This window comes from Clostridium tetanomorphum (genome assembly GCF_017873215.1).
In the GTDB taxonomy this organism is placed as follows: Bacteria; Bacillota; Clostridia; order Clostridiales; family Clostridiaceae; genus Clostridium_AO; species Clostridium_AO tetanomorphum.
Genome location: NZ_JAGGKA010000004.1, coordinates 1 through 20,889 on the forward strand (window position 1 = coordinate 1; position 20,889 = coordinate 20,889).

Genomic DNA, 20,889 nt, shown 5'->3' on the forward strand with positions numbered 1-20,889 from the left:
CACATAATTCTTAAAGAACCGCCGTGTACCAGACCGGTACGCACGGTGGTGTGAGAGGTCGGGAAAATTTAATTAATTTTCCCTCCTACTCGATTCTAAAATTTTTTTATTATATAAGTTTAAAGATTATTAATGATTTTATATACTTATTATGTATTTATAAAAAATAAAAGGTAATAATTATAAGTAAATTTAAATACATTCTAATATGAAAAATAAAACATAATTTAAGGAAGAATTATTATGGAGAGAAGATATATAGTAGTTAGAGGAATAGTTCAAGGTGTAGGTTTTAGACCTTTTGTATATAGGGAGGCAGTTAAAAATGGACTAAAAGGATGGGTAAAGAATACATCTAAGGGAGTTTATATAGATGTTGAAGGAGATAAAAATAATATCTATAAGTTTTTACAAGAGATTAAAATTAATCCTCCACCACTTTCTCTAGTTGAAAAAATAGAAGTGAGTAGAAAAGAAGTTAAGCAATATAAAAGCTTTAATATAGAGAAAAGTAATGAAAGTAACAGTAACTCTATCACTATTATTTCACCTGATATAGCCATTTGTAAGCAGTGTGAGGAGGATATAAAAAATCCTAATAATAGAAGATATAAATATCCTTTTACAAACTGTACCAATTGTGGACCAAGATATTCTATAATAGAAAAGCTTCCTTATGATAGAGAAATGACTACTATGAAAGAATTTAATATGTGTTCTTCTTGTAAAGAAGAATATAAAAATCCTTTAAATAGAAGATTTCATGCTCAACCTAATGCTTGTAAGGAGTGTGGACCAAAAGTATGGCTTGCAGATTCTCATGGAAATATTATTGAAGAAAAGCAGGCCATAGAAAAATCAAAAGAGTTGTTGAAACATGGTAAAATCATAGCAGTTAAGGGATTAGGAGGTTTTCATTTAGTTTGCAACGGAAAAGATGAAATAGCTATAAAAATTCTAAGAGAAAGAAAAAGAAGACCTTTTAAATCTTTAGCTCTTATGATGAAAAACATGGATACGGTAAAGAAATATTGTGAGGTAAGTCCACTAGAAGAAACAGTATTAAATGGAATAAAGAAACCTATATTATTACTTCAAAGAAAGAATAGTCTTTTACCAAAGAACATATCGCCAGATAATAACAACCTAGGAATAATGTTACCATATACTCCTTTGCATATACTTTTATTTGATAATGATTTAGAAGTATTGATTATGACTAGTGCTAATTCTAGTGGACTTCCTATGGTGTATAGTAATAAGGAAGCACTAGAGGGTTTAAATGAAATAGTAGATTATTTTTTATTACACGATAGAAATATATATATGCCCGTAGATGATTCCGTTGTAAAAGTTATAATGAATAAAGAATATGTAATAAGAAGTGCTAGAGGATATGCTCCAGGATATTTACATTATGAGGGAATAGAAGATACTTTAGCTTGTGGTTCGGAATTAAAAAATACTTTTGCCATATCTAAGGGGAATTCTATATTTATTAGCCCTCATATAGGAGATATGAGTAATTTTGAAGTATATAATAGTTTTAAAAAAGGTATAGAGCATTTTAAAAATATATATAATATAGCACCTAAAAGAATATGTTTCGATATGCACCCTCACTTTATGGGGAATGTGTTAAGTAAAAGGTTTGAAGGAAGGAAAGTTCCAATTCAACATCATCATGCACATATAGTAAGTTGCATGGTGGAAAATAGAGTTAAAGATGAAGTTATAGGAGTAGCTTATGATGGTACAGGTTATGGATTAGACGGTAAAATATGGGGAAGTGAATTTTTAATAACTTCCTTAGGAAAATTTAAAAGAGTAGGACATTTAGATTATATACCTTTACCTGGAGGACAACAGGCTATAGAGGAACCTTTCAGGATAGGATTAAGTTATATTTATAAATGTTTTGGAGAAGAATGGGGAGTATTTTTGCCTTGGAAGGATTTTAATGATAAATATTTACTTCAAAATATAATAAAAATCATTAAAAAAAATGTTAATTGCATAGAGACTTCAAGTATGGGAAGATTTTTTGATGGAGTAGCATCGCTTTTAAATTTAAAGAAAAGAATTACTTATGAAGGAGAGGCCGCCATAGCTTTAGAGAATATATGTAATCCTCAAGAAAAAGGAGTTTATAATTATGATATAGTAAATCACAAAGGGGAATTTATTATAAAAGAAGAAAAAATAATAAAAGGAATATTAAAAGATTTATTTCACAGTGTAGAAAAAGGAGTTATAGCTAAAAAATTTCATAATACTATAATAGAGCTTACTGTGGATATGTGCAAAAAAATAAGGAATGTATATAGAATAGATAAAGTTGCTTTAAGTGGAGGAGTCTTTCAAAATAATATTTTGATTTTAGGAACGGTAAAAAAGCTTCAAGAAGAGGGGTTTAAAGTTTACACACATAGTAAAATACCTTGTAACGATGGAGGGGTGTCATTAGGACAATTGATTATAGGAAATTATAATATTTTTAAGGATAAGTTACTCTAAGCTTCAGCTAGATAATGTATTTTATATAAGGTTGTTTTAGCTGAAGCTTAAAATAACCTCATTAATTTTCTTCATAAAAGGTTATCATATTTTTAATAACTTCAAGCCTTGCTTGAACTTCAGGATAATCCATATAATTATCACCAAATTGATATTTAAAGCTTTCCTTTAATTCTTCTAATTCTTCTTTTAATAGAGCTACTTTTACATCTTTATCCAAATAAATCACCTCGTTTTATTCTTCTTTATTTATTATCTCATAAAATCTTTAATAAATTAATAATTCACTTAAAAATAAATATAATTTCACAATTAAGTATTTTTAGTATAAAATTGATAATGTATAATTAAGAGAAGAAGGTGATTTTCTTGGAAATGAAAGAGATATTATTAAATGTAAAACAATGGGTTCTAGAGGTTGGTAAAATACAATTAGAAAAATTCAATGAGGATATTAAATATTCTAGTAAAAGTACTAAAATAGATATGGTAACGGAAGTGGATATTCTTTCAGAAAAGATTATTATAGAAAAAATAAAAGAAAACTATCCAAATCATTCAGTAATATCTGAAGAAAAGGGAGAAATGAGTTTAGAAAGTTCTTATACTTGGATTATAGATCCATTAGATGGAACTAATAATTATCTACATAAATTTCCTATATTTTGTATATCAATAGCCTTAAAGCACTTAGAAGAAACTGTTTTAGGTGTGGTATATGTTCCTAAACTTAATGAAATGTTCTATGCAATAAAAGGAAAAGGTGCATTTTTAAATGAAAATAAGATAGAAGTAGGAAATAAAGAAGAACTCCAAAGCTGTATACTTACTACAGGATTTCCTTATGATAAGAAAATATCTACGCATAATAATGTAAATTTATTTGATAATATAGTAAAGGATATACAGGGAATTAGAAGAACGGGAAGTGCTGCTTTTGATCTTTGTTCTGTAGCTTGTGGAAGAATAGATGGATATTGGGAGCTTAAATTAGGACCTTGGGATTTAGCAGCTGGAGAACTTATAGTAAAAGAAGCTGGCGGAAATATACTTACTTCAAAAATAAGAAAAGAGAATGGGGAAGAAGGAATAAATGTTATTGCAGGTAATGGAGAAGTAGTGAAATTAGTTTACAATAAAATTAATGAAGTATATAAATATTTTTAAGTTTAGGGGGATATAATATGTTTGATATAAGTGTATTTGAAGGATTAAATGAGGAAGAAAAATATGAAAATATGGTTACTATGTTAGAAGGATTAATAAGTGATGAAAAAGACATAATAACCAATCTAAGTAATACATGTTCATTAATAAAAGCTTTAGTAGATAGAACTAATTGGGTAGGATTTTATATAATGAAAAAAGGAGAGTTGGTACTAGGACCATTTCAAGGATTGCCAGCTTGTAATAGGATAAAAGTTGGAAGTGGAGTTTGTGGCACTTCAGTAAGTGAAAAAAAGGTAATGAGAATAGAGGATGTACATAGTTTTAAAGGACATATAGCTTGTGATGCTTCATCTAACTCAGAATTGGTTATTCCTATTATAAAAGACGATAAAGTATATGGTGTTCTAGATTTAGATAGTCCTTATCAAGGAAGATTTACAGAAAAGGAAGAAAAATATTTAAAACAATGTATGGATATATTAAATAAATATACAAATTGGAGACAAATAAGTTATTAAATTTAATATTAAAGTTACATTTAGTTACATAAGGATTTAAGATTTTAAAGAGTTAGAAATCTTAAATCCTTTTATATTTTTATATTGGATTGAACATAATAGATATATGCAAAAAGAACTTAGTAAAGATTATATTTTGGCTACATAATTTAATAAATCATAGGAAAGGAGAAAGATAGTGATGAAACAGGTATATAGTAAAGATATAAAATCCGGGTTAAATGTAAAGTCAAGTTTTATGATAATGAAGAAACTTTATAGAGATGATAATGGAAATACTATTTGTTATTTAGGTGACAATACAGGAGATATTAAAGCTTTAGTTCCAGATAATGAAGATAGGCTCAGTGTAGGAGATGTAATAGAAGTAGAAGGTAAAATGGCGGCATTTTTTGAAATAGGATCTTTTAAAAAAATAGAAGAGGTTAATATAGAGGATTACTTACCAACGGTGAAAAGACCTATAGAAGAGATAATGGAGGAAATTGATAAAATTTCAAAGGAAGAGTTTAAGAGTAAAGAAATAATAACTTTAGATAAATATTTCTTTGGAAATAAGGATTTTGTAGAGAAGTTTAAAAAGTGTATAGGAGGAGTAAGCCAACATCATAATTATAGAGGTGGATTAGCAGAACATACTCTAGATGTTATGTATTTAACTAAAATTTTTGCCTATAGATATGACTGTAGAAACAAGGAAATAGCCATACTTGGAGCAAAACTCCATGATATGGGAAAAATATATGAGTATTTTGTAGATGGACCATTTTCTTATACATTAAAAGGAGAAATGGAAGGACATATTGTTATAGGAGTAACTATGCTTGAAGAAGCTTTTGGAGCTGATATGGATGTTTACAATGAAGAGTTTAAAGAAAGAATGAAGGGATGCATAGTACAACATCATGGAAAGATGGAATATGGGTCACCTAAGCAGCCAAACACAGAAGAAGCTTATATAGTTCATTATGCAGATTATGTAGATGCTACTTTGAATAAGATATCTCAGATAAAAGCAGGACTTACACCGGGCACCTGGTCTAACTATGAAAGAAGAATAGAAGGAAAAATTTATTATTAGTTGACAGTGTAACAAATTATAAGTAATTTTTAATATAACAGAATATAGAGAACAGAGTACAGATAAGGAAAAAATTCTTTGCTAACATTATTGTTTTTGAAAATATGTTCTGTGCTTTGTTATCTGTAATCTGTAATTGATTAAAGATGTATTATTTTAAATACTCTATTATTTTTTACATAAAATCTCTTTTCTAAACTTTGGAATATGAAATAATCTGTTAGCCCTTCTAGCTTAGTTACTTTTACAAGATCTGATTTAAGATCTTTTTGAGAAACTTTTAAACCACTTCCTAATATATAATTATCATCTACAGCTTTTAAAAATAGCTGCAATATAGTTTCTTCATAATTTTCAGGGATTCTATTTCCTTTTAATTTATTACAAAATTTGCAGCAGGTAACTAAATTAAAAATGTCTGTAGTACCTTTTTTGCTTTTAGGAAGAAAATGATCTAAGGTTATATTATTATATTTTAAATTTTTTCCACAATAGTAACATTTACCGTTATCTCGAGTATATATATAATATTTATTTTTATTAGGTATATTCATAGAATATCACAGATCCTTTCAATAATATTATAACCTTAATAAAATAAAAACTATATCTAAAATTTAAATTATCTTAATATTTCGCAAAAGGCGCTATAATGATTTTTTTAATGTATAATATACTATGTTGTAATTTAATCGAAAAAAAGGAGAATTTGTCGTGGAAATAAATAACTTTGTTTTACCAAAAAATACATTGGGTAGCAGATTTAAGTACGGCGTAAGATTCATTCCAGAGAGGACTTTAAATAGATATTTAGATTATATGTTGTTTGTTGCAAAGAATGACTTTAAGGGACAAGAAGTGTACAATTTATGTTTTAAAAGAAGTAATGAATTCAATAACTTTGTTTTTACACAAAATAAATTTACACATTATATTAATTTCTTAAAAAAGGTATATTTTAATGTAAAAAACTCTTTAGATATAGAAGAAGAATTCTTAGTTAAGGAAGGACAAAAAATAGTTATTTCTTCTTTAAATGAGAATTACCTAAAAATTTGTTCTATTAAAGAGAATAAGATTTCTAATTCTAGAGTATTTTTTGTACTTTCAAAAGAAGAAATAGGGGAATACTTAATAGCATTAAATGCTTTTTATAGAGAAAGAAGAATAGTAGAAGAGTTAAATAAAACTACAACTGGATTTTTGAGAAAGATAGAAAAAGATAAGCTTTATTTAAATGCTTTATATATACTTATAAACGAAGCATTAGATAGTAGAAATGAAAATATGTTTAAAATTTTATCAAAAGAAATTAAAAGATTTACAAATTAAAGAGTTTAAAAAGCGTGGAATGATTTCCACGCTTTTATATATGAAATATTTGTTATATTTTAAACTGTTTTATAGAATCATTTAATTTAGTAGTTATAGTTAATTGTTTTTCTGCAATTGAAACTATTTTATTCATGTTAACTGAAGTTTCATTTATGCTTTCTAGTATATTATTTGAACTGTTATTACTGTTGTTTAGTGACTGCGAAATATTTTGTACAACTGTAGATACTTCATCTATAGTTGCATTAATCTCTTCAGACATGGCAGCAATATTTTGAGACATTTCATTTAAGAACTTAGCATCTTTTTCATATTTATTTCCTGTATCAACTAATAAATCATAATCTTTTTTAATATTATTATTGATAAATTCTATAACTTCATGAGAATTATCTGATAAGTTTTTAAATGCCAACTCTACTTTTTCAACGATATTTTGTATATTGGAAACATTTTTATTAGATTGTTCTGCAAGTTTTTTTATTTCATTAGCTACCACAGCAAATCCTTTTCCATACTCTCCAGCTTTTGCTGCCTCTATAGTTGCATTTAATGAAAGAAGATTAGTTTGTTCGGCAATGGTTGCTATAGCATCTGCCATTATTTTTATTTCTTTAACTACTTGCCCATCTTCTATTGCTTTAATTATATTTTTTTCTTTTTCTTCACACAATTTATTAGTTGAAGTTTTTGATAAATTACCTTTAGCTTTCAGTTCTTCTGATTTCTCTTTTATATTGATAGACTCATTACTTCCTTCAATAGCTCGTTTTGAAAGTTCAGTAGTTCCAGCGTTAACTTCTTCAATAGATGCTGTAATTTCTTCAGTAGTAGCATTAACTTCGGAAAGTTCTTCAACTATAGTTTGAGTAGATTTATCTATATTTTTTATTTTAGTATTTATATTTTCTATACTTTTAAGCAGCTGTTCACTCTCTATACTACTTTCATTAGATTGTTCAATTATAGCTTGTACTAAATTTTTCATATTACTTTGAGCTAAATGAAGCTCTTTGCTTAATTCACCTAATTCATCATTAGACTTTAAGTCAATATTATAAGTTAAATCTCCATTACCAATGGCTTTTGCAAAGTTTAATCCTTCTTTTAATGAATTAGAAATATATTTTGATATTATTATTGATAGTACTATTGATACTAATAATCCCAAAATCATAATGAAGATCATTGTAATTATCATTTTTCTATATAATTGATTATTTGTATCATTAAATTGTTTAGCCATAGTAGTATTTTTATCTATTAAATTATTTAAGGATACAAGTATTTTTTCTCTGGATTTTCTCATTTCAGGCCAATAATTTTCAGCATCAGAAAACTTTTTTAATTTTATTAATTGAATTGTTTTAGCTTGAGCTTCCCTATATATTGCAAGATCTTCTTTAAATTTATCCCATATTCTCATTGCTTCAGGAGATAAAGGATATTTATCATATTTATTTATTAATTGATTATTGGTAAGTTTTAATTTCTCAATATTGTTAATTCTACTTTGAATTTCTTCTTCGGTGTTTATGAAAATTGATGCTTGTAGCTCAGCTCGTGCATCTAATATATTTTCCCTTATTAAGTGTAGATCATCTATACTTTTTAAATTATACATATACATAGTAGAAGCGTTTTTATTTATAGTTTTTATGCTAATTAATCCAGTAAATCCAACCATTATAATAATTACTGTCATAAAGAGAAATGACAGTATAAGTTTTGTTTTTATTCTTAAATTCTTAATGAATTTCATATTAATCATCTCCTATATTCTTAATATATAATATTAAAAACATATTAGGGTGGTTCTGAATTATTAAATTAAAATAAGTTATAAAATTTATTAAAATACTTTTATATAGTGAATTTTATTGTAAAATATGATATAATATTCAATTGAATGTATTAAATACATATGATTGGAAATGATAATTTTTATTTTAAAAAATTATAAAACGCCCCCTTATATTAGAAATAGTATAGGGGGGGCTTTATTAATTTAATTAAAATGGAGGGATTTTTAATGAAGATATTGTTCTGTAACATAGGGTGGATGAAGAGATATAAAGGAGTTACAGGAGATGATAATATTACATTATCAGGAGAATATGTGGATAAAAATCATAAAGGAGCTGAACAATATAATTTTTTGAATATAGATGGCAATTATTATGGGTATGTATGCACAAAATCTAGCGGAAATAAAAATAGTGAACTTCAATTAGAAAAAATAGATGATAGCGGGGAGAATAAGGATTCCTTAGAAGAAGTATTAGTAATATGGGTAGCTAAAAGACCCAATGATAAAGTAGGAGGGAGAATAATAGGATGGTATAAAAATGCTACAGTATATAGATTCTATAAAGAAAATTCTTTATTAATTTATAATATAAAAGCGAAGGTGGAAGATTGTGTTTTGATACCTCCTATGCATAGAACTTATATAATATATCCTGCTAGAGTAATAGGAGCAGGAAAGGGAATGGGTAAATCTAATACATGGTTTGCAAAAGGAGAAGAAGCAGAGGAAATAATAGAAAATTGTATAAGATATATAGAAACTTATAGTTATGAAAGATATGATCAACCTATAACAGAAGACCAGTTAACTTTCGTAACAAAGGATGAATTTAATGATTTGAATAGTTACCTAAAAGAAGGAGATAAACTTTTATACAAAAATCCTTTGAAGTCTATACAATATTGGAACAAAATAATTAAAGAAGGAGGAGAGGATTTAAATATTTTATATAGAAAAGCATTAGGATTTATCAATCTAAGATTTTATAGTAAAGCTGATAAATTATTGAGATATATTTTAACTAAGGATAGCAATTACAAAGAAGGAAAGAAGAAAATAATAGAACTGGAAAATATGTTGAGGGGTTTGGAAAACTAATAATATTTTAATTTAAAAAAAGTTATAATTTAGTTTATAATATATAATTAATATATTATTAGAGTTAAGGAGAAGAAAAATGAATTGTATATTTTGTAATAATGATGAACTAGAAATAATAGCAGAAAATAAGTTAGCTTTTGCTATAATGGATAAGCATCCAGTAAATGAAGGACATGTACTTATAATACCCAAAAGGCATTTCGCAAGCTATTTTGAAGCTACAGAAGAAGAAGTAAAATCTATACGCAATTTATTGCATGAAGTGAAGGAAATGTTAGATGTTCAGTATGAGCCATCAGGCTATAATATAGGAGTAAATGTTGGTTATGATGCCGGACAAACTATAATGCATTTACATGTACACCTGATTCCTAGATATAAAGGAGATATAGAAAATCCTAGGGGAGGAGTTAGAAAACTTAAGAAAGCTTTAGTAGAATATGATGGATAATAAAAATATTTTAAGCTTCAGTTGGGGGGAAGGTTTTGATTTTAGGGAAACTCCAGCTGAAGCTTACAATTATTTCATAATATGGAGTAATATTTTTCTTAAATAATTTGGATAATATATTCCTGTATCATTGTGAGAAGAATAATCTTCAATATCTAATTCATATTTAATTTTGTATTTATCAAAAGTATTTATTAATGGCATAACATGATTTTCATAATGGAAATCTCCTCTACCAACATGAATAAATATTTGGGATACAATAGGAACTTTTTTTATTATGTCAAATATTAAATTGTCCAAATATATAATATCATTATTATTTATATCACCAGATATAAATTTAGCTGTATTCATAGCGGTAGGACATTGCTTTATCAGATATGAACCTATTTTACTTTGAGGCGCTCCAGATATTATATACCCCATACCATATTTCATACCATAATATAGACAAGAGTAGCCTCCTTTACTAGAACCTGTGCATATTACATTACTCTCATTTATATTATATTTTGATAAAATACATTTTATAAGTTTGTAAACTGAAGCTTCAAAGTTAAAAGATCTATGTTTGCCTAGATAATAACAGCCTCTATCACCATAATCATCTAATATATAAAGCTTGTTAATATCTATATCATTAAAAGTAGTTATATAACTATAATGGGGTGGTTCACCAATTGGGCTAAAGGCTGAAAAAATTATCATCAGGTATTTATAATTTTTAATAGCTTTCTTAAATACATATTTAATATCGCAAGAATAGTGAAATATTTCTTCATTTATATAGGGCAATAAAATCACCTTCTTTATTTGCAATTATGATACTTAAAACCACCAAGTTTAGATAAGTATTTTATATAAAGAAGAAGGAGCTCTTAATAAGGTTCAGATGGATGGAGTATTTTATATAAGTGAATTCCATCTGAACCTAAGAATAATTTAATATTGTTTTAATATCCAGTATTTTAAATTACTAATCCCATCAGGAGAAGAATATCTAAGTCTAATATAATTTGTAAAATATTTTGGAGTAATTAAACCTAATTCTCCTACAGCTAAAGGCTCGTCAGTAGTATCTGGAAGGAAATTTGAACCATCTGGACTTACATCTAAGGATACCTTAATTGGATTATCACCAATGTTTCTAATGAATATAGTGTATTCAGAAATATTGGATATATTTATTGCAGCAGTAGCTTGTTCTGAAGGAGAAGTAATTACTGTATCTGTCATATTTTCAAATCTTCGTTCATATATAAACACAGAAGATGGATCATTATATACTACTTTAATAAAAGGTCTAAGTCCTAGTGAAGTAGTTTCATTACTACTAAAAAAAGTTTTAACTCCATATTCTACTATTTCTGTAGAGTTAATAACTAAACCATTGTTAATTCCAGTACCAACCCAATATTTTAATAAAGTAGTAATATCAAAATTTACAAATCCTCTAGAGGTTATTGCCTCGGAAGAACCTCTAATTGAGTAATTTATTCCTGGTTGAGTAGCCCATTTTGTAGCTTCTGTCCAAGAAGAATTAACCAAATAAGGAGTAAAAAAATCTCTTATATTAGGATCAACTGCGCTATATACATACAAGCTTAAAGTGCAACTTTCTATTACAGCAGATGAAGGTATCGAACTTACATCAAAATGAAGAAGGCTTCTATAAAGAGAAGGGGGAGTAGATGAAGATAAATATAAGCCTGATAATAAAAAGTCGCTTTCAGCCCAGTTAGTTCCTGGGTTTGCTTGATCTAATGTTACATCATAGTCTGAATAAAATATCATTTCAGGCAAAGTAATCACATCCTTAAATAGAGTTTGTTTAAGATGTTAGCACCTTCTCCATCCATTACATTCATTAAATTAATAGAACGTAAAAGTTCTTTCATACTTAAATTATATTTTTCATATTTGAAATAAAGTTTACCTAATTTTAAAAGTAAAGTGTTGTCATTTATTAAATTTAATAATTCTAAAGCTTTTTCAAAGTTATCATATTCTTCAAATTCTAATAAAATATCTAAAAGCTTAAATATAATTTTTGAGTAAATTATAGATTCATTTTCGTCATCGGTAATATCATTAACTTCTTTGCTATTTATTAGCAAATAATAGCATTTACATATATCAGTAACCTTACTTTTCTCATTTAGTAAATTGGAAATTTCATCTTCTTTATTAAGCTTAATATAGGATAAAAATTTAAATAATAAAGATTCTTCCTTATAGGCATCAGATACTATATTAGAGAAACTATTTAAGCATCCATTAAAATTAAAAAGTTTAAATTCGCAAAGACCTTTTAAATAGAAAAGTTTATCATCTTTTTTAGAATTAAGTCCTACATTACAGTATTCCAAGGCTAAGGCATAATCTTTTTCACAAACAAGTATATGAGAAATGATACTTGCACTATTAGATAAATTGTTTCCAAATAATTTATTTAGTGTATTTCTTATATAATTTTTGTCTAAATTAAGTTTGTATAGGCAGTGTACAAGAAGGTAGATTATATTAATGTTGCTATTATAATTTAATGTCTTATAACAACAGTCTAGACATTTTTCATAATCTTCTAAAGAAGAATATATATTTGCTAATCTTTCGTAACTTAAATAACTTCCAACTCCACTAAAGAAAGCAATTTCTTGAGGAGGTTCTCCATATTCAATACATTTATTTAAATCATCTATAGCCAAAGTAGGTTTTGACAGATTTAGGTGAATTAAACTTCTAAGATAATAAAAATCAGATAATTTATTATAATATTTTAATCCTGTGTTTATACAATCGTATGCTTTTTCATATAATTTAGTTTCAATAAAACATAAAGTTAGTCTTATAATTATTTTTGTATAATAAGCTAAATTTGGGCTACAATTAGTCATAGCTTTAATATAAAGTGGAATAGCTTTATCATACTGTCTTAAGGAATAATATTCACTAGCTAAATTGAATTCTGTAAAAGGATCATTTGGAGATGCTTTTATTTCTTCTTCAAGTATTTTTAAATTTCGTTGTCTTTTATTCTTCTTTTCAACATTTTCTTGTAAATAGCCGTAATGATATATTTCTATATCTTCAGTTTTTAATATAGCTTCAGGACATATTTTTTTTATATTAGATGCTAGCTGTTCATGAATTCTTCCGCTGAATCTATAAAAAGGTTTATTTTGAAATAATCTAAAGTTAGAATTTACTATTACATCTTTATTGTTATAAGATGAATTTAAAAAATTTATAGTTTTAAAAAAATAACCTTCAATATTTTTATTAGAAGTAAGCTCTAAAATTTTATTTTTATATTCTTCGGGAACTTCATCATCACCATCTAATAATAATATCCAATCTCCTTTAGCTTTCTCTAAAGAGAAATTTCTTGCAGCACTAAAGTCGTTATCCCACTTATAATAATAAATTTCATCAGTATATTTTTGGGCTATATTTACAGTAGAATCTGTTGAACCTGTATCTACAATGATAATTTGATCAACTATGCCTTCGATACTTTTTAGGCATCTGTCCAAATTATCTTCTTCATTTTTTACTATCATACATAAGCTTATCAAGGAAAGCCCCTCCTAATTATATTAAATTTATATAAGCTTTATGACTTACTTAATAACACCGGATATTAAACCTAATTTAATAGGTTCAACATCCGGTTAATTTTATCTTATAGCTATCATACTAAAATTAGCAATAACTTAACATCATGTGACAGAAAAATTTTAAATAATAGTGAGGATTATATTATACAACACCTACAAAATATAATTCAGCAGTAGCTGAGGAACCAGCTGTATTAAATATAAGCCTTGTATACTTACCATATCTACCTACAGGAAGTAAACCCGAAGTTGAAGTTTGAACAGTAACTGTAGCAGCTCCATCATCTACGAAATAATTACCATCATCTAAAGGAGAAACTTCTACATCAAAACCTATATCAGCTGATCCTGTATTTCTTACGAATATTGATGCATCAGAGTAGATTGAAGTGTCAATTGTAAATACTGGGTCGTTAGTTCCTATTACATTTGCTATAAGAGTAGTATTAGAAGACTCTGTTACCCTTCTAGAACCTAATTCAATTGAATCATCTGTATAGGAAATATTTCTAATGTCAAAGTCTGTAGCAGTAACAGTAACTGTATCTAAAGTAGCAAGTAGATTTCTAATGTCGAAGTCTTCAGCAGTAACAGTAACTGTATCCAAAGTAGCAAGTAGATTTCTAATGTCGAAGTCTTCAGCAGTAACAGTAACTGTATCCAAAGTAGCAAGTAGATTTCTAATGTCAAAGTCTGTAGCAGTAACAGTAACTGTATCCAAAGTAGCAAGTAAATTTCTAATGTCAAAGTCTTCAGCAGTAACAGTAACTGTATCCAAAGTAGCAAGTAGATTTCTAATGTCAAAGTCTTCAGCAGTAACAGTAACTGTATCTAAAGTAGCAAGTAAATTTCTAATGTCTAAATCTGTAGCAGTTACAATTACATTACCAGCATCGTCAACTTTTAAGATATGACCAGTTGAACCGTCAGAACCATAAACATATACGCTATCCTGAGTGAAAGTCAAATTTCTTATATCTAAATCAGTGGCTGTTATAGAAATATCACCAGTAATACTAACAGAACCATCAGAAGTAACCTTTATAGGGGTTGTCCCTGTCCCTGTACTTCCATAGATTTGAACTTTTAAGTCTTCAGCTATATTGCTGAAAACAACCTTATTAGGCATAAAGAACACATCCTTTTTTTATTTCAAATTTTAGTAAGAATTTTTCTAACTATTTAAGAACTTATTTTTGTTCGTAATTTAATATATTAAAAGTTGTGTGAATATGTGATTTTTAATGTTCATTTTATTATATTTCCATGGTTGTAAATATATTCGCTAAATACGATATTGTAAATCATCAATCAATACAAAGTTTTGCACAAATTAATAATTAAATGAATAGATTATATAAGCGTACACTAACATTTAAGGATGGGGATCTTATGAAAACAAGTATAGTAATACTTACAAAGGATAATCTGAAGTATACAAAATTATGTTTAGAAAGTATTAGAAAATATACTAAAGAGAGAACTTATGAACTGATAATAGTAGATAATGGTTCTCAGGATGGAACAGTAGATTATATAAAGGGATTAAAAGGAATCAAATTTATATTAAATGAAAGTAATAGAGGATTTCCACAAGGATGTAATCAAGGCATACAGATTGCAAATAAAGAAAATGATATTTTACTTTTAAACAATGATGTAATAGTAACTAATAATTGGTTGTTAAATTTAAATAAATGCCTATATAGTAGTAAAGATATAGGAGCGGTAGGAGCTGTAACTAATAGTTGCTCATATCTTCAAACTATAAATGCAAGTTATAAAAATTTAAATGAACTTCAAGATTTTGCAAAAGTAAACAATATATCAGATAGTAATAGATGGGAAGAGAGACTAAAACTTGTAGGTTTTTGTATGCTTATAAAAAGAGAGGTTTTAGATAAAATAGGACTTTTAGACCAAAGATTTACACCAGGAAATTTTGAAGATGATGATTATTCTTTGAGAATTATAAGAGAAGGATATAGACTTATGCTTTGTAAAGACTGTTATATACATCATTTTGGCAGTGTTTCTTTCAATAAAAATTTATCTTTTCTTAGCAATTCAATGTTAATTAATAGAGAAAAATTCTATAAAAAATGGGGAGTTGCCTCAGATGAAATTTTTGGATTTAATAGAGACACTCCAATATTTTTAAATGAAAACTCATTAGATAAATTTAGCTTTCTACATGTAAACTGTGGAGGAGGAGGAAGTCTTCTTTATCTAAAAACTATATTTAAGAATATAGAAGTATATGGAATAGAAAATGATATTAATTTAATAAAAACACTTGCTCCTTGTGGATGGAATAATGATAGAGGAATAGGAAAGAGTATTACTATATATACCTATGATGAAATATATAATATGGAGAGAAAAAATCTCTTTGACTATATTTATATAGAAGTTAAGAACTTATATAATTTTGAAAAAGATTTTATAAATGCAGTGAAACTTATAAAAAAACAGGGAACCTTTATAATAAATAGAGATATATTTAAGTTAAAAGAAGAGTATATAAAAGCCACATTGACTAAAGAATTTAATAATTATTCTTTAATTGAATTGTATAATAAAATTCTAATAAATTTAATAGATAAAAAAGAAAAGGTAAAGGTGAGATATTTAAATTATAATAAATGCAAAACAACAGATAGCAATATTAATATAGATAAAAACAAGATTGCATTTATATGCTGTATAAATAATAGAAATAAATTTAAAGAAGCAAAAAATTATATAAATAGATTAAATGATTATGCTAATGTTTCTTGTGAAATATTAGCTGTAGAAAATGCTCCAAGTTTAACTAGTGGGTATAATGTTGCTATGAATAATACCAATGCTAAGTATAAAGTATATATACATCAAGATGTTTATATATTAAATAAATATTTTATAAGAGATATTATAAATATATTCAATAAGGATGAAAATTTAGGGGTTTTAGGATGTACAGGCTGTGAAAAGTTACCTAAGAATGCTATATGGTGGGAAGGAAAGTGTTATGGTAAAGTATTTGATAATCATAACAATAATATGAGTTATTTAAAGTTTAATGATTTTGGTGGATTATATAAAGAGGTAGAAGCTTTGGACGGATTAATACTAATAACTTCTAAAGATATAACTTGGAGAGAAGATGTATTTAATGGATGGCATTTTTATGATATATCTCAATGCAAAGAGTTTTATAGAAAAGGGTATAAAGTAGCAGTTATAAATCAATTTAATCCTTGGTTCATACACAATTGTGGCATAGTAAGTTTAGATGGGTATGAAGAGTATAGATTGAAGTTTATAAAGGAATATGAAAAGGAGGAGATAATATAGAACAGTATAATCCATTAGTGAGCATTTTAATACCTGCATATAATGAAGAAAAATATTTTAAAAAGGCTTTGGATAGTGTAGTGAATCAAAGTTATAACAATATAGAAATAATTGTATGTGATGATAGTAGTACAGATGATATTAACAATGTTATAAAATCATATATTAATAATTATAGTAATATAAAATACTATAATAATGGAGGGCCACTAGGAGATAGAGGAGCCAAAAATCTGCAAAAATGTTTTCATATGTGTAGTGGAGAGTATATAAATTTTCTTCTTCAAGATGATATATTTTCTAAAAATAAAATAGAAAATATGCTTAACTATTTCAAACAACACAAAGATATTACTTTAGTCACGTCTTATAGAAAACTTATAGATGACAATGATAATTTTATTCCAGATTTAGAAGTTACTAAACCATTAATAGATAGAAATAGTAAAATTTCAGGTGAAAGTTTGGGCCATTTTATGATTAAAAACAGGATGAATGTAGTTGGAGAACTTACTACAGCTATGTTCAAAAAGGAAAGCATTGATAAAAATGTTTTAGAATACGAAGGAGTAAAGTTTAAATGCATAGGAGATGTAGCATTATGGTTAAAGCTTTTGAAGAAAGGGAACTTAATATATATAAGAGAACCATTAAGTTTTTTTAGAATTCATAAAGACCAAAATACCTATAATGTAAATCTTCAGATACAAGGTGCATTGGAGTGGAATTATCTTATAAATAAATCCTATGAGAGTAAATGTTTTATAAAAGATTTTAAAGAATATAAACAATGCATTATAAACTGGTTTACTGACTATAGTAGAAATTTAAAAACTATATGTGAAGTAGACAATAAAGATGAGGAATTTAGATCATTACGAGAAGAACTTCTTATATGTTTAAAGGAAGCAATAAATATATGCTTGAAAAATTAATTGTATAAATAGAGGTTAGACATGGAAATTATAAAATATAATTTTAAGCAAATAGGGGATTACAGAGGGGTTTTAGTAGCTATAGAAGAAAACAAGGACATACCTTTTAGTGTGAAAAGAATTTATTATATGTATGATACGAAGAAGTATGTGGTAAGAGGAAAGCATTCTCATAAAACACTTAAACAGATATTAATATGCATAAATGGAAGTTGTAAAGTGTTATTAGATAATGGAAAAGAAAAGGAAGTTGTAATTTTGGATAAACCTTATATGGGATTGTATATAGGACCCAATACATGGAGGGAGATGTTCGACTTTTCACAGGATGCTGTTTTAATGGTACTAGCCTCTGATTATTATAGTGAAGATGATTATATAAGAGACTATAGTAGCTTTTTAAACAGTTTAAATTGAGATGGAGGGGTTTATATGGATAGATTTGAAGAAGAGAAACAACCTATAGTAATTATAGGAGATGGAGAATTTGCAGAAATTGCTTATGAGTATTTTACCTATGATTCACCTTATGAAGTGGTTGCCTTTGCCGTAGAAAAGGACTATATAACTAAAGACAGTTTATTTAACATTCCTGTAATTGCTTTTGAAGATATTGAAAAGAATTATCCCAAGGAAAAATATAAAGTTTTTACTGCTATAACTTTTACTAAGCTTAATAGAGTTAGGACTAGACTATATAATGAAGCTAAAGATAAAGGATATAAATTTGTATCCTATGTTAGTTCTAAATCCTTTGTTTGGAGAAATGCAAAGATAGGTGAAAATTCATTTATATTTGAAAACAATGTTATCCAATATAATGTGAATATAGGGAATAATGTAGTGCTTTGGAGTGGTAATCATGTGGGACATAGAGCTATAATAGGCGATAATTCCTTTATATCATCTCACGTAGTTATATCTGGATACTGCAATGTAGGGAAAAATTGTTTTTTAGGAGTTAATAGCACATTAGTAGACAGCATAAGTATTGCAGAAGATACTTTAATAGGGGCAGGTTCAGTTATTACAAAAACTATAGAGAATAAAGGGAAAATATATGTAGGAAGTCCAGCAAAACCAATAGAGAAAACTGTCTATGAGAAGTTTGGTATTTAAATTTTGAAGGAAGGGATTATATTGAAATGGATAAAGAAAGGACAAATATATAAGCCAGGACTTCAACCTACACCTTATAAGTTTTCAGATAATATTATAAGAATATTTGCAGGTTTTAGAGATGAAAATGGAGTAAGTAGAGTGCATTATATTGATGTAAATAGCTCAAATCCATCTAAAGTAATAAAAGTATCACAAAAACCTGTTTTAGATATAGGAAAAGAAGGATGCTTTGATGACAATGGGGTAGTACCTTGTGCAGTTATTGAATATAAGAATAAGCTCTATATGTATTATGCTGGATATCAACTAGGCAATAAGGTAAGAATGCTTATATTTTCAGGACTTGCTGTAAGCAGTGACAGAGGGGAAACTTTTAAAAGATATTTAAATACACCTATAATGGAAAGAACTTCTTATGAAACATTATTTAGAGTTATACACTCCATAGTGTTTGAAGATGGAATATTTAAGGTTTGGTATGGAGGAGGAAATTGTTTTAAAAAAGGCAAATATAAGACTCTTCCCATATATGATATAAGATATGGAGAAACAAGGGACTTAAAAAAATTTGATTTTACAGGTACTACAGTAATTCCTACATCTGGGGACGAATATAGAGTAGGTAGACCTTATGTAATAAAAGATGAAGGTATATATAAAATGTTTTTTTGTGCAGGAAGTGAAAGTTTAACTTATAGATTAGCCTATGCAGAATCTTTTGATGGAATTAATTGGATTAGAAAAGACAAAGATCTTAATATTGATTTTTCAAAAGATGGATGGGATAGCGAAATGATGGCTTATCCAGCAATTACAAAGTGCAACAATAATGTATATTTATTTTACAATGGCAATGGTTATGATAAAGAAGGTTTTGGATATGCACAGCTTTTATAAAAATTATAAGAGGTGTAAATATGGAAGAAATTTATATTGAGCCTTATAGTAAAGACAAGAAAGACCTTTGGAATGATTTAATAGATAAGGGTAAAAATACCCATTTTATGTTCAATAGAAACTATATGGATTATCATAGTCATAGATTCATAGATAGATCGTTAATGTTTTTTAAAAATAGAAAATTAATAGCGATTCTTCCTGCTAATATAAATTTAAAAGAAGATAAGAAGTGGGAATTAGTAAGCCACGGAGGACTAACTTTTGGTGGAATGGTATGTGACACTTCAGTAACTACAGGTCAAATGATAAAAATATTCAATTCTATTATAAAATACTGCAGAGAAAATAATATATCAAATATAATCTATAAACCTATTCCCTATATATACAATAAAATACCTTCTGATGAAGATTTATATGCTTTATTTAGGTGTGGCTTCAAGCTCATAAAAAGAGATTTGTCTTCTACTATATATTTAAATGAAAAATTAAAGTTATCTAAAGGTAGAAAGTATGCAGTAAATAAAGCTTTAAAAAATGAGTTGCAGGTAGAGAGAAGTTTTGATTTTAAAGAATTTATGGAGCTTGAGTATAGAGTATTAAAAGAAAAATATAATAAAGAGCCTGTGCATACAGCTGATGAAATAAAAAAATTATCTCTTAATTTTCCAGAAAATATAAAGCTTTTTATCTGCCATAAGAATAAAGAAATTCTTGCAGGAACAATAATATATGAAAATTTAAATATAGCTCATACTCAATATATGGCAGTTTCAAAACAAGGAGAGAAATGTGGAGCTTTAGATATTATAATTTATGATTTAATAAATAAATATTATAAGGATAAAATTTATTTTGATTTTGGAATTTCTACTGAGAATAATGGACTTTATTTAAATGAAGGATTAATTAGACAAAAAGAAATGTTTGGTGGAAGAGCAGTAGCATATGATTGCTATGAATTAACACTATAACATTAGCTTAAGG

General features: G+C 26.9%; 20 protein-coding genes. 13 read left to right on the plus strand and 7 right to left on the minus strand.

Features of this window, described 5'->3' with window-relative positions; translation table 11 throughout:
• The first annotated feature begins 243 nt into the window (after window positions 1-243).
• Window positions 244-2,517, plus strand: coding sequence for a carbamoyltransferase HypF (gene hypF / locus J2Z24_RS04765; RefSeq protein WP_035148712.1), 2,274 nt, complete (start codon window positions 244-246; stop codon window positions 2,515-2,517).
• A gap of 61 nt (window positions 2,518-2,578) precedes the next feature.
• Here the strand turns inward: hypF and J2Z24_RS04770 are convergent, their stop codons facing one another.
• Window positions 2,579-2,737: a hypothetical protein gene (locus tag J2Z24_RS04770; protein ID WP_173680050.1), complete on the minus strand. Its 159-nt coding sequence runs from the start codon at window positions 2,735-2,737 to the stop codon at window positions 2,579-2,581.
• A 155-nt stretch (window positions 2,738-2,892) separates the two neighbouring features.
• Between J2Z24_RS04770 and J2Z24_RS04775 the strand changes: the two genes are divergently transcribed.
• From J2Z24_RS04775 to J2Z24_RS04785, 3 genes are all read left to right on the plus strand, one after another.
• Window positions 2,893-3,684, plus strand: coding sequence for an inositol monophosphatase family protein (locus J2Z24_RS04775; RefSeq protein WP_035148776.1), 792 nt, complete (start codon window positions 2,893-2,895; stop codon window positions 3,682-3,684).
• Window positions 3,685-3,701: 17 nt separating this feature from the next.
• Window positions 3,702-4,205 (plus strand): free L-methionine (R)-S-oxide reductase MsrC, encoded by a 504-nt coding sequence (gene msrC, locus J2Z24_RS04780; RefSeq protein ID WP_035148714.1) that lies wholly within the window; start codon window positions 3,702-3,704, stop codon window positions 4,203-4,205.
• A 181-nt stretch (window positions 4,206-4,386) separates the two neighbouring features.
• On the plus strand, window positions 4,387-5,286 hold the full coding sequence (locus J2Z24_RS04785; protein WP_035148716.1) for an HD domain-containing protein: 900 nt from the start codon (window positions 4,387-4,389) through the stop codon (window positions 5,284-5,286).
• A 140-nt stretch (window positions 5,287-5,426) separates the two neighbouring features.
• Here the strand turns inward: J2Z24_RS04785 and J2Z24_RS04790 are convergent, their stop codons facing one another.
• Entirely contained in the window at window positions 5,427-5,840 is a 414-nt protein-coding gene (locus J2Z24_RS04790) for an HNH endonuclease (protein ID WP_051593300.1), read from the minus strand.
• A 160-nt stretch (window positions 5,841-6,000) separates the two neighbouring features.
• Here J2Z24_RS04790 and J2Z24_RS04795 point away from each other — a divergent pair, with 160 nt between their 5' ends.
• Window positions 6,001-6,618, plus strand: a complete 618-nt coding sequence (locus tag J2Z24_RS04795) for an IDEAL domain-containing protein (protein ID WP_035148718.1) — start codon at window positions 6,001-6,003, stop codon at window positions 6,616-6,618.
• A 52-nt stretch (window positions 6,619-6,670) separates the two neighbouring features.
• Here J2Z24_RS04795 and J2Z24_RS04800 read toward each other — a convergent pair whose 3' ends face one another.
• A complete protein-coding gene (locus tag J2Z24_RS04800) occupies window positions 6,671-8,383 on the minus strand; it encodes a methyl-accepting chemotaxis protein (RefSeq protein ID WP_051593301.1) in 1,713 nt (570 codons plus the stop codon).
• Between the two features lie 270 nt (window positions 8,384-8,653).
• On the opposite strand from J2Z24_RS04800, the gene J2Z24_RS04805 reads away from it, so the two are divergent.
• Window positions 8,654-9,529, plus strand: a complete 876-nt coding sequence (locus J2Z24_RS04805; RefSeq protein ID WP_051593302.1) for a hypothetical protein — start codon at window positions 8,654-8,656, stop codon at window positions 9,527-9,529.
• 79 nt (window positions 9,530-9,608) lie between these two features.
• Window positions 9,609-9,983, plus strand: a complete 375-nt coding sequence (locus tag J2Z24_RS04810) for an HIT family protein (protein WP_035148719.1) — start codon at window positions 9,609-9,611, stop codon at window positions 9,981-9,983.
• A 69-nt stretch (window positions 9,984-10,052) separates the two neighbouring features.
• Here the strand turns inward: J2Z24_RS04810 and J2Z24_RS04815 are convergent, their stop codons facing one another.
• The 4 genes from J2Z24_RS04815 to J2Z24_RS04830 all read right to left on the minus strand — a co-directional run bounded on the left by J2Z24_RS04815 (window position 10,053) and on the right by J2Z24_RS04830 (window position 14,735).
• The gene (locus tag J2Z24_RS04815) at window positions 10,053-10,781 is read right to left on the minus strand and encodes an accessory Sec system protein Asp2 (protein ID WP_035148720.1); all 729 of its coding nucleotides are present in this window, start codon (window positions 10,779-10,781) and stop codon (window positions 10,053-10,055) included.
• Between the two features lie 147 nt (window positions 10,782-10,928).
• The gene (locus tag J2Z24_RS04820) at window positions 10,929-11,780 is read right to left on the minus strand and encodes a DNRLRE domain-containing protein (RefSeq protein ID WP_241393026.1); all 852 of its coding nucleotides are present in this window, start codon (window positions 11,778-11,780) and stop codon (window positions 10,929-10,931) included.
• 14 nt (window positions 11,781-11,794) lie between these two features.
• Window positions 11,795-13,564 (minus strand): tetratricopeptide repeat-containing glycosyltransferase family 2 protein, encoded by a 1,770-nt coding sequence (locus tag J2Z24_RS04825; RefSeq protein ID WP_035148722.1) that lies wholly within the window; start codon window positions 13,562-13,564, stop codon window positions 11,795-11,797.
• Between the two features lie 184 nt (window positions 13,565-13,748).
• Complete coding sequence (locus J2Z24_RS04830; RefSeq protein ID WP_111947728.1) at window positions 13,749-14,735, minus strand: DUF6385 domain-containing protein; 987 nt, start codon at window positions 14,733-14,735, stop codon at window positions 13,749-13,751.
• A 263-nt stretch (window positions 14,736-14,998) separates the two neighbouring features.
• On the opposite strand from J2Z24_RS04830, the gene J2Z24_RS04835 reads away from it, so the two are divergent.
• From J2Z24_RS04835 to J2Z24_RS04860, 6 genes are read left to right on the plus strand one after another with little or no spacing between them, the layout of a single operon-like run.
• Window positions 14,999-16,945, plus strand: a complete 1,947-nt coding sequence (locus J2Z24_RS04835; RefSeq protein WP_051593303.1) for a glycosyltransferase — start codon at window positions 14,999-15,001, stop codon at window positions 16,943-16,945.
• Complete coding sequence (locus J2Z24_RS04840; protein WP_085059082.1) at window positions 16,942-17,880, plus strand: glycosyltransferase; 939 nt, start codon at window positions 16,942-16,944, stop codon at window positions 17,878-17,880. The genes J2Z24_RS04835 and J2Z24_RS04840 overlap by 4 nt, the downstream gene beginning before the upstream one ends.
• Window positions 17,881-17,901: 21 nt before the next feature.
• Window positions 17,902-18,297, plus strand: coding sequence for a sugar 3,4-ketoisomerase (locus J2Z24_RS04845; RefSeq protein ID WP_035148725.1), 396 nt, complete (start codon window positions 17,902-17,904; stop codon window positions 18,295-18,297).
• Window positions 18,298-18,312: 15 nt separating this feature from the next.
• Window positions 18,313-18,999, plus strand: coding sequence for an acetyltransferase (locus J2Z24_RS04850; protein WP_035148726.1), 687 nt, complete (start codon window positions 18,313-18,315; stop codon window positions 18,997-18,999).
• 21 nt (window positions 19,000-19,020) lie between these two features.
• Window positions 19,021-19,899, plus strand: a complete 879-nt coding sequence (locus J2Z24_RS04855) for a glycoside hydrolase family protein (RefSeq protein WP_051593305.1) — start codon at window positions 19,021-19,023, stop codon at window positions 19,897-19,899.
• A gap of 20 nt (window positions 19,900-19,919) precedes the next feature.
• A complete protein-coding gene (locus J2Z24_RS04860; protein WP_207714598.1) occupies window positions 19,920-20,876 on the plus strand; it encodes a GNAT family N-acetyltransferase in 957 nt (318 codons plus the stop codon).
• The last annotated feature ends 13 nt before the right edge of the window (window positions 20,877-20,889 follow it).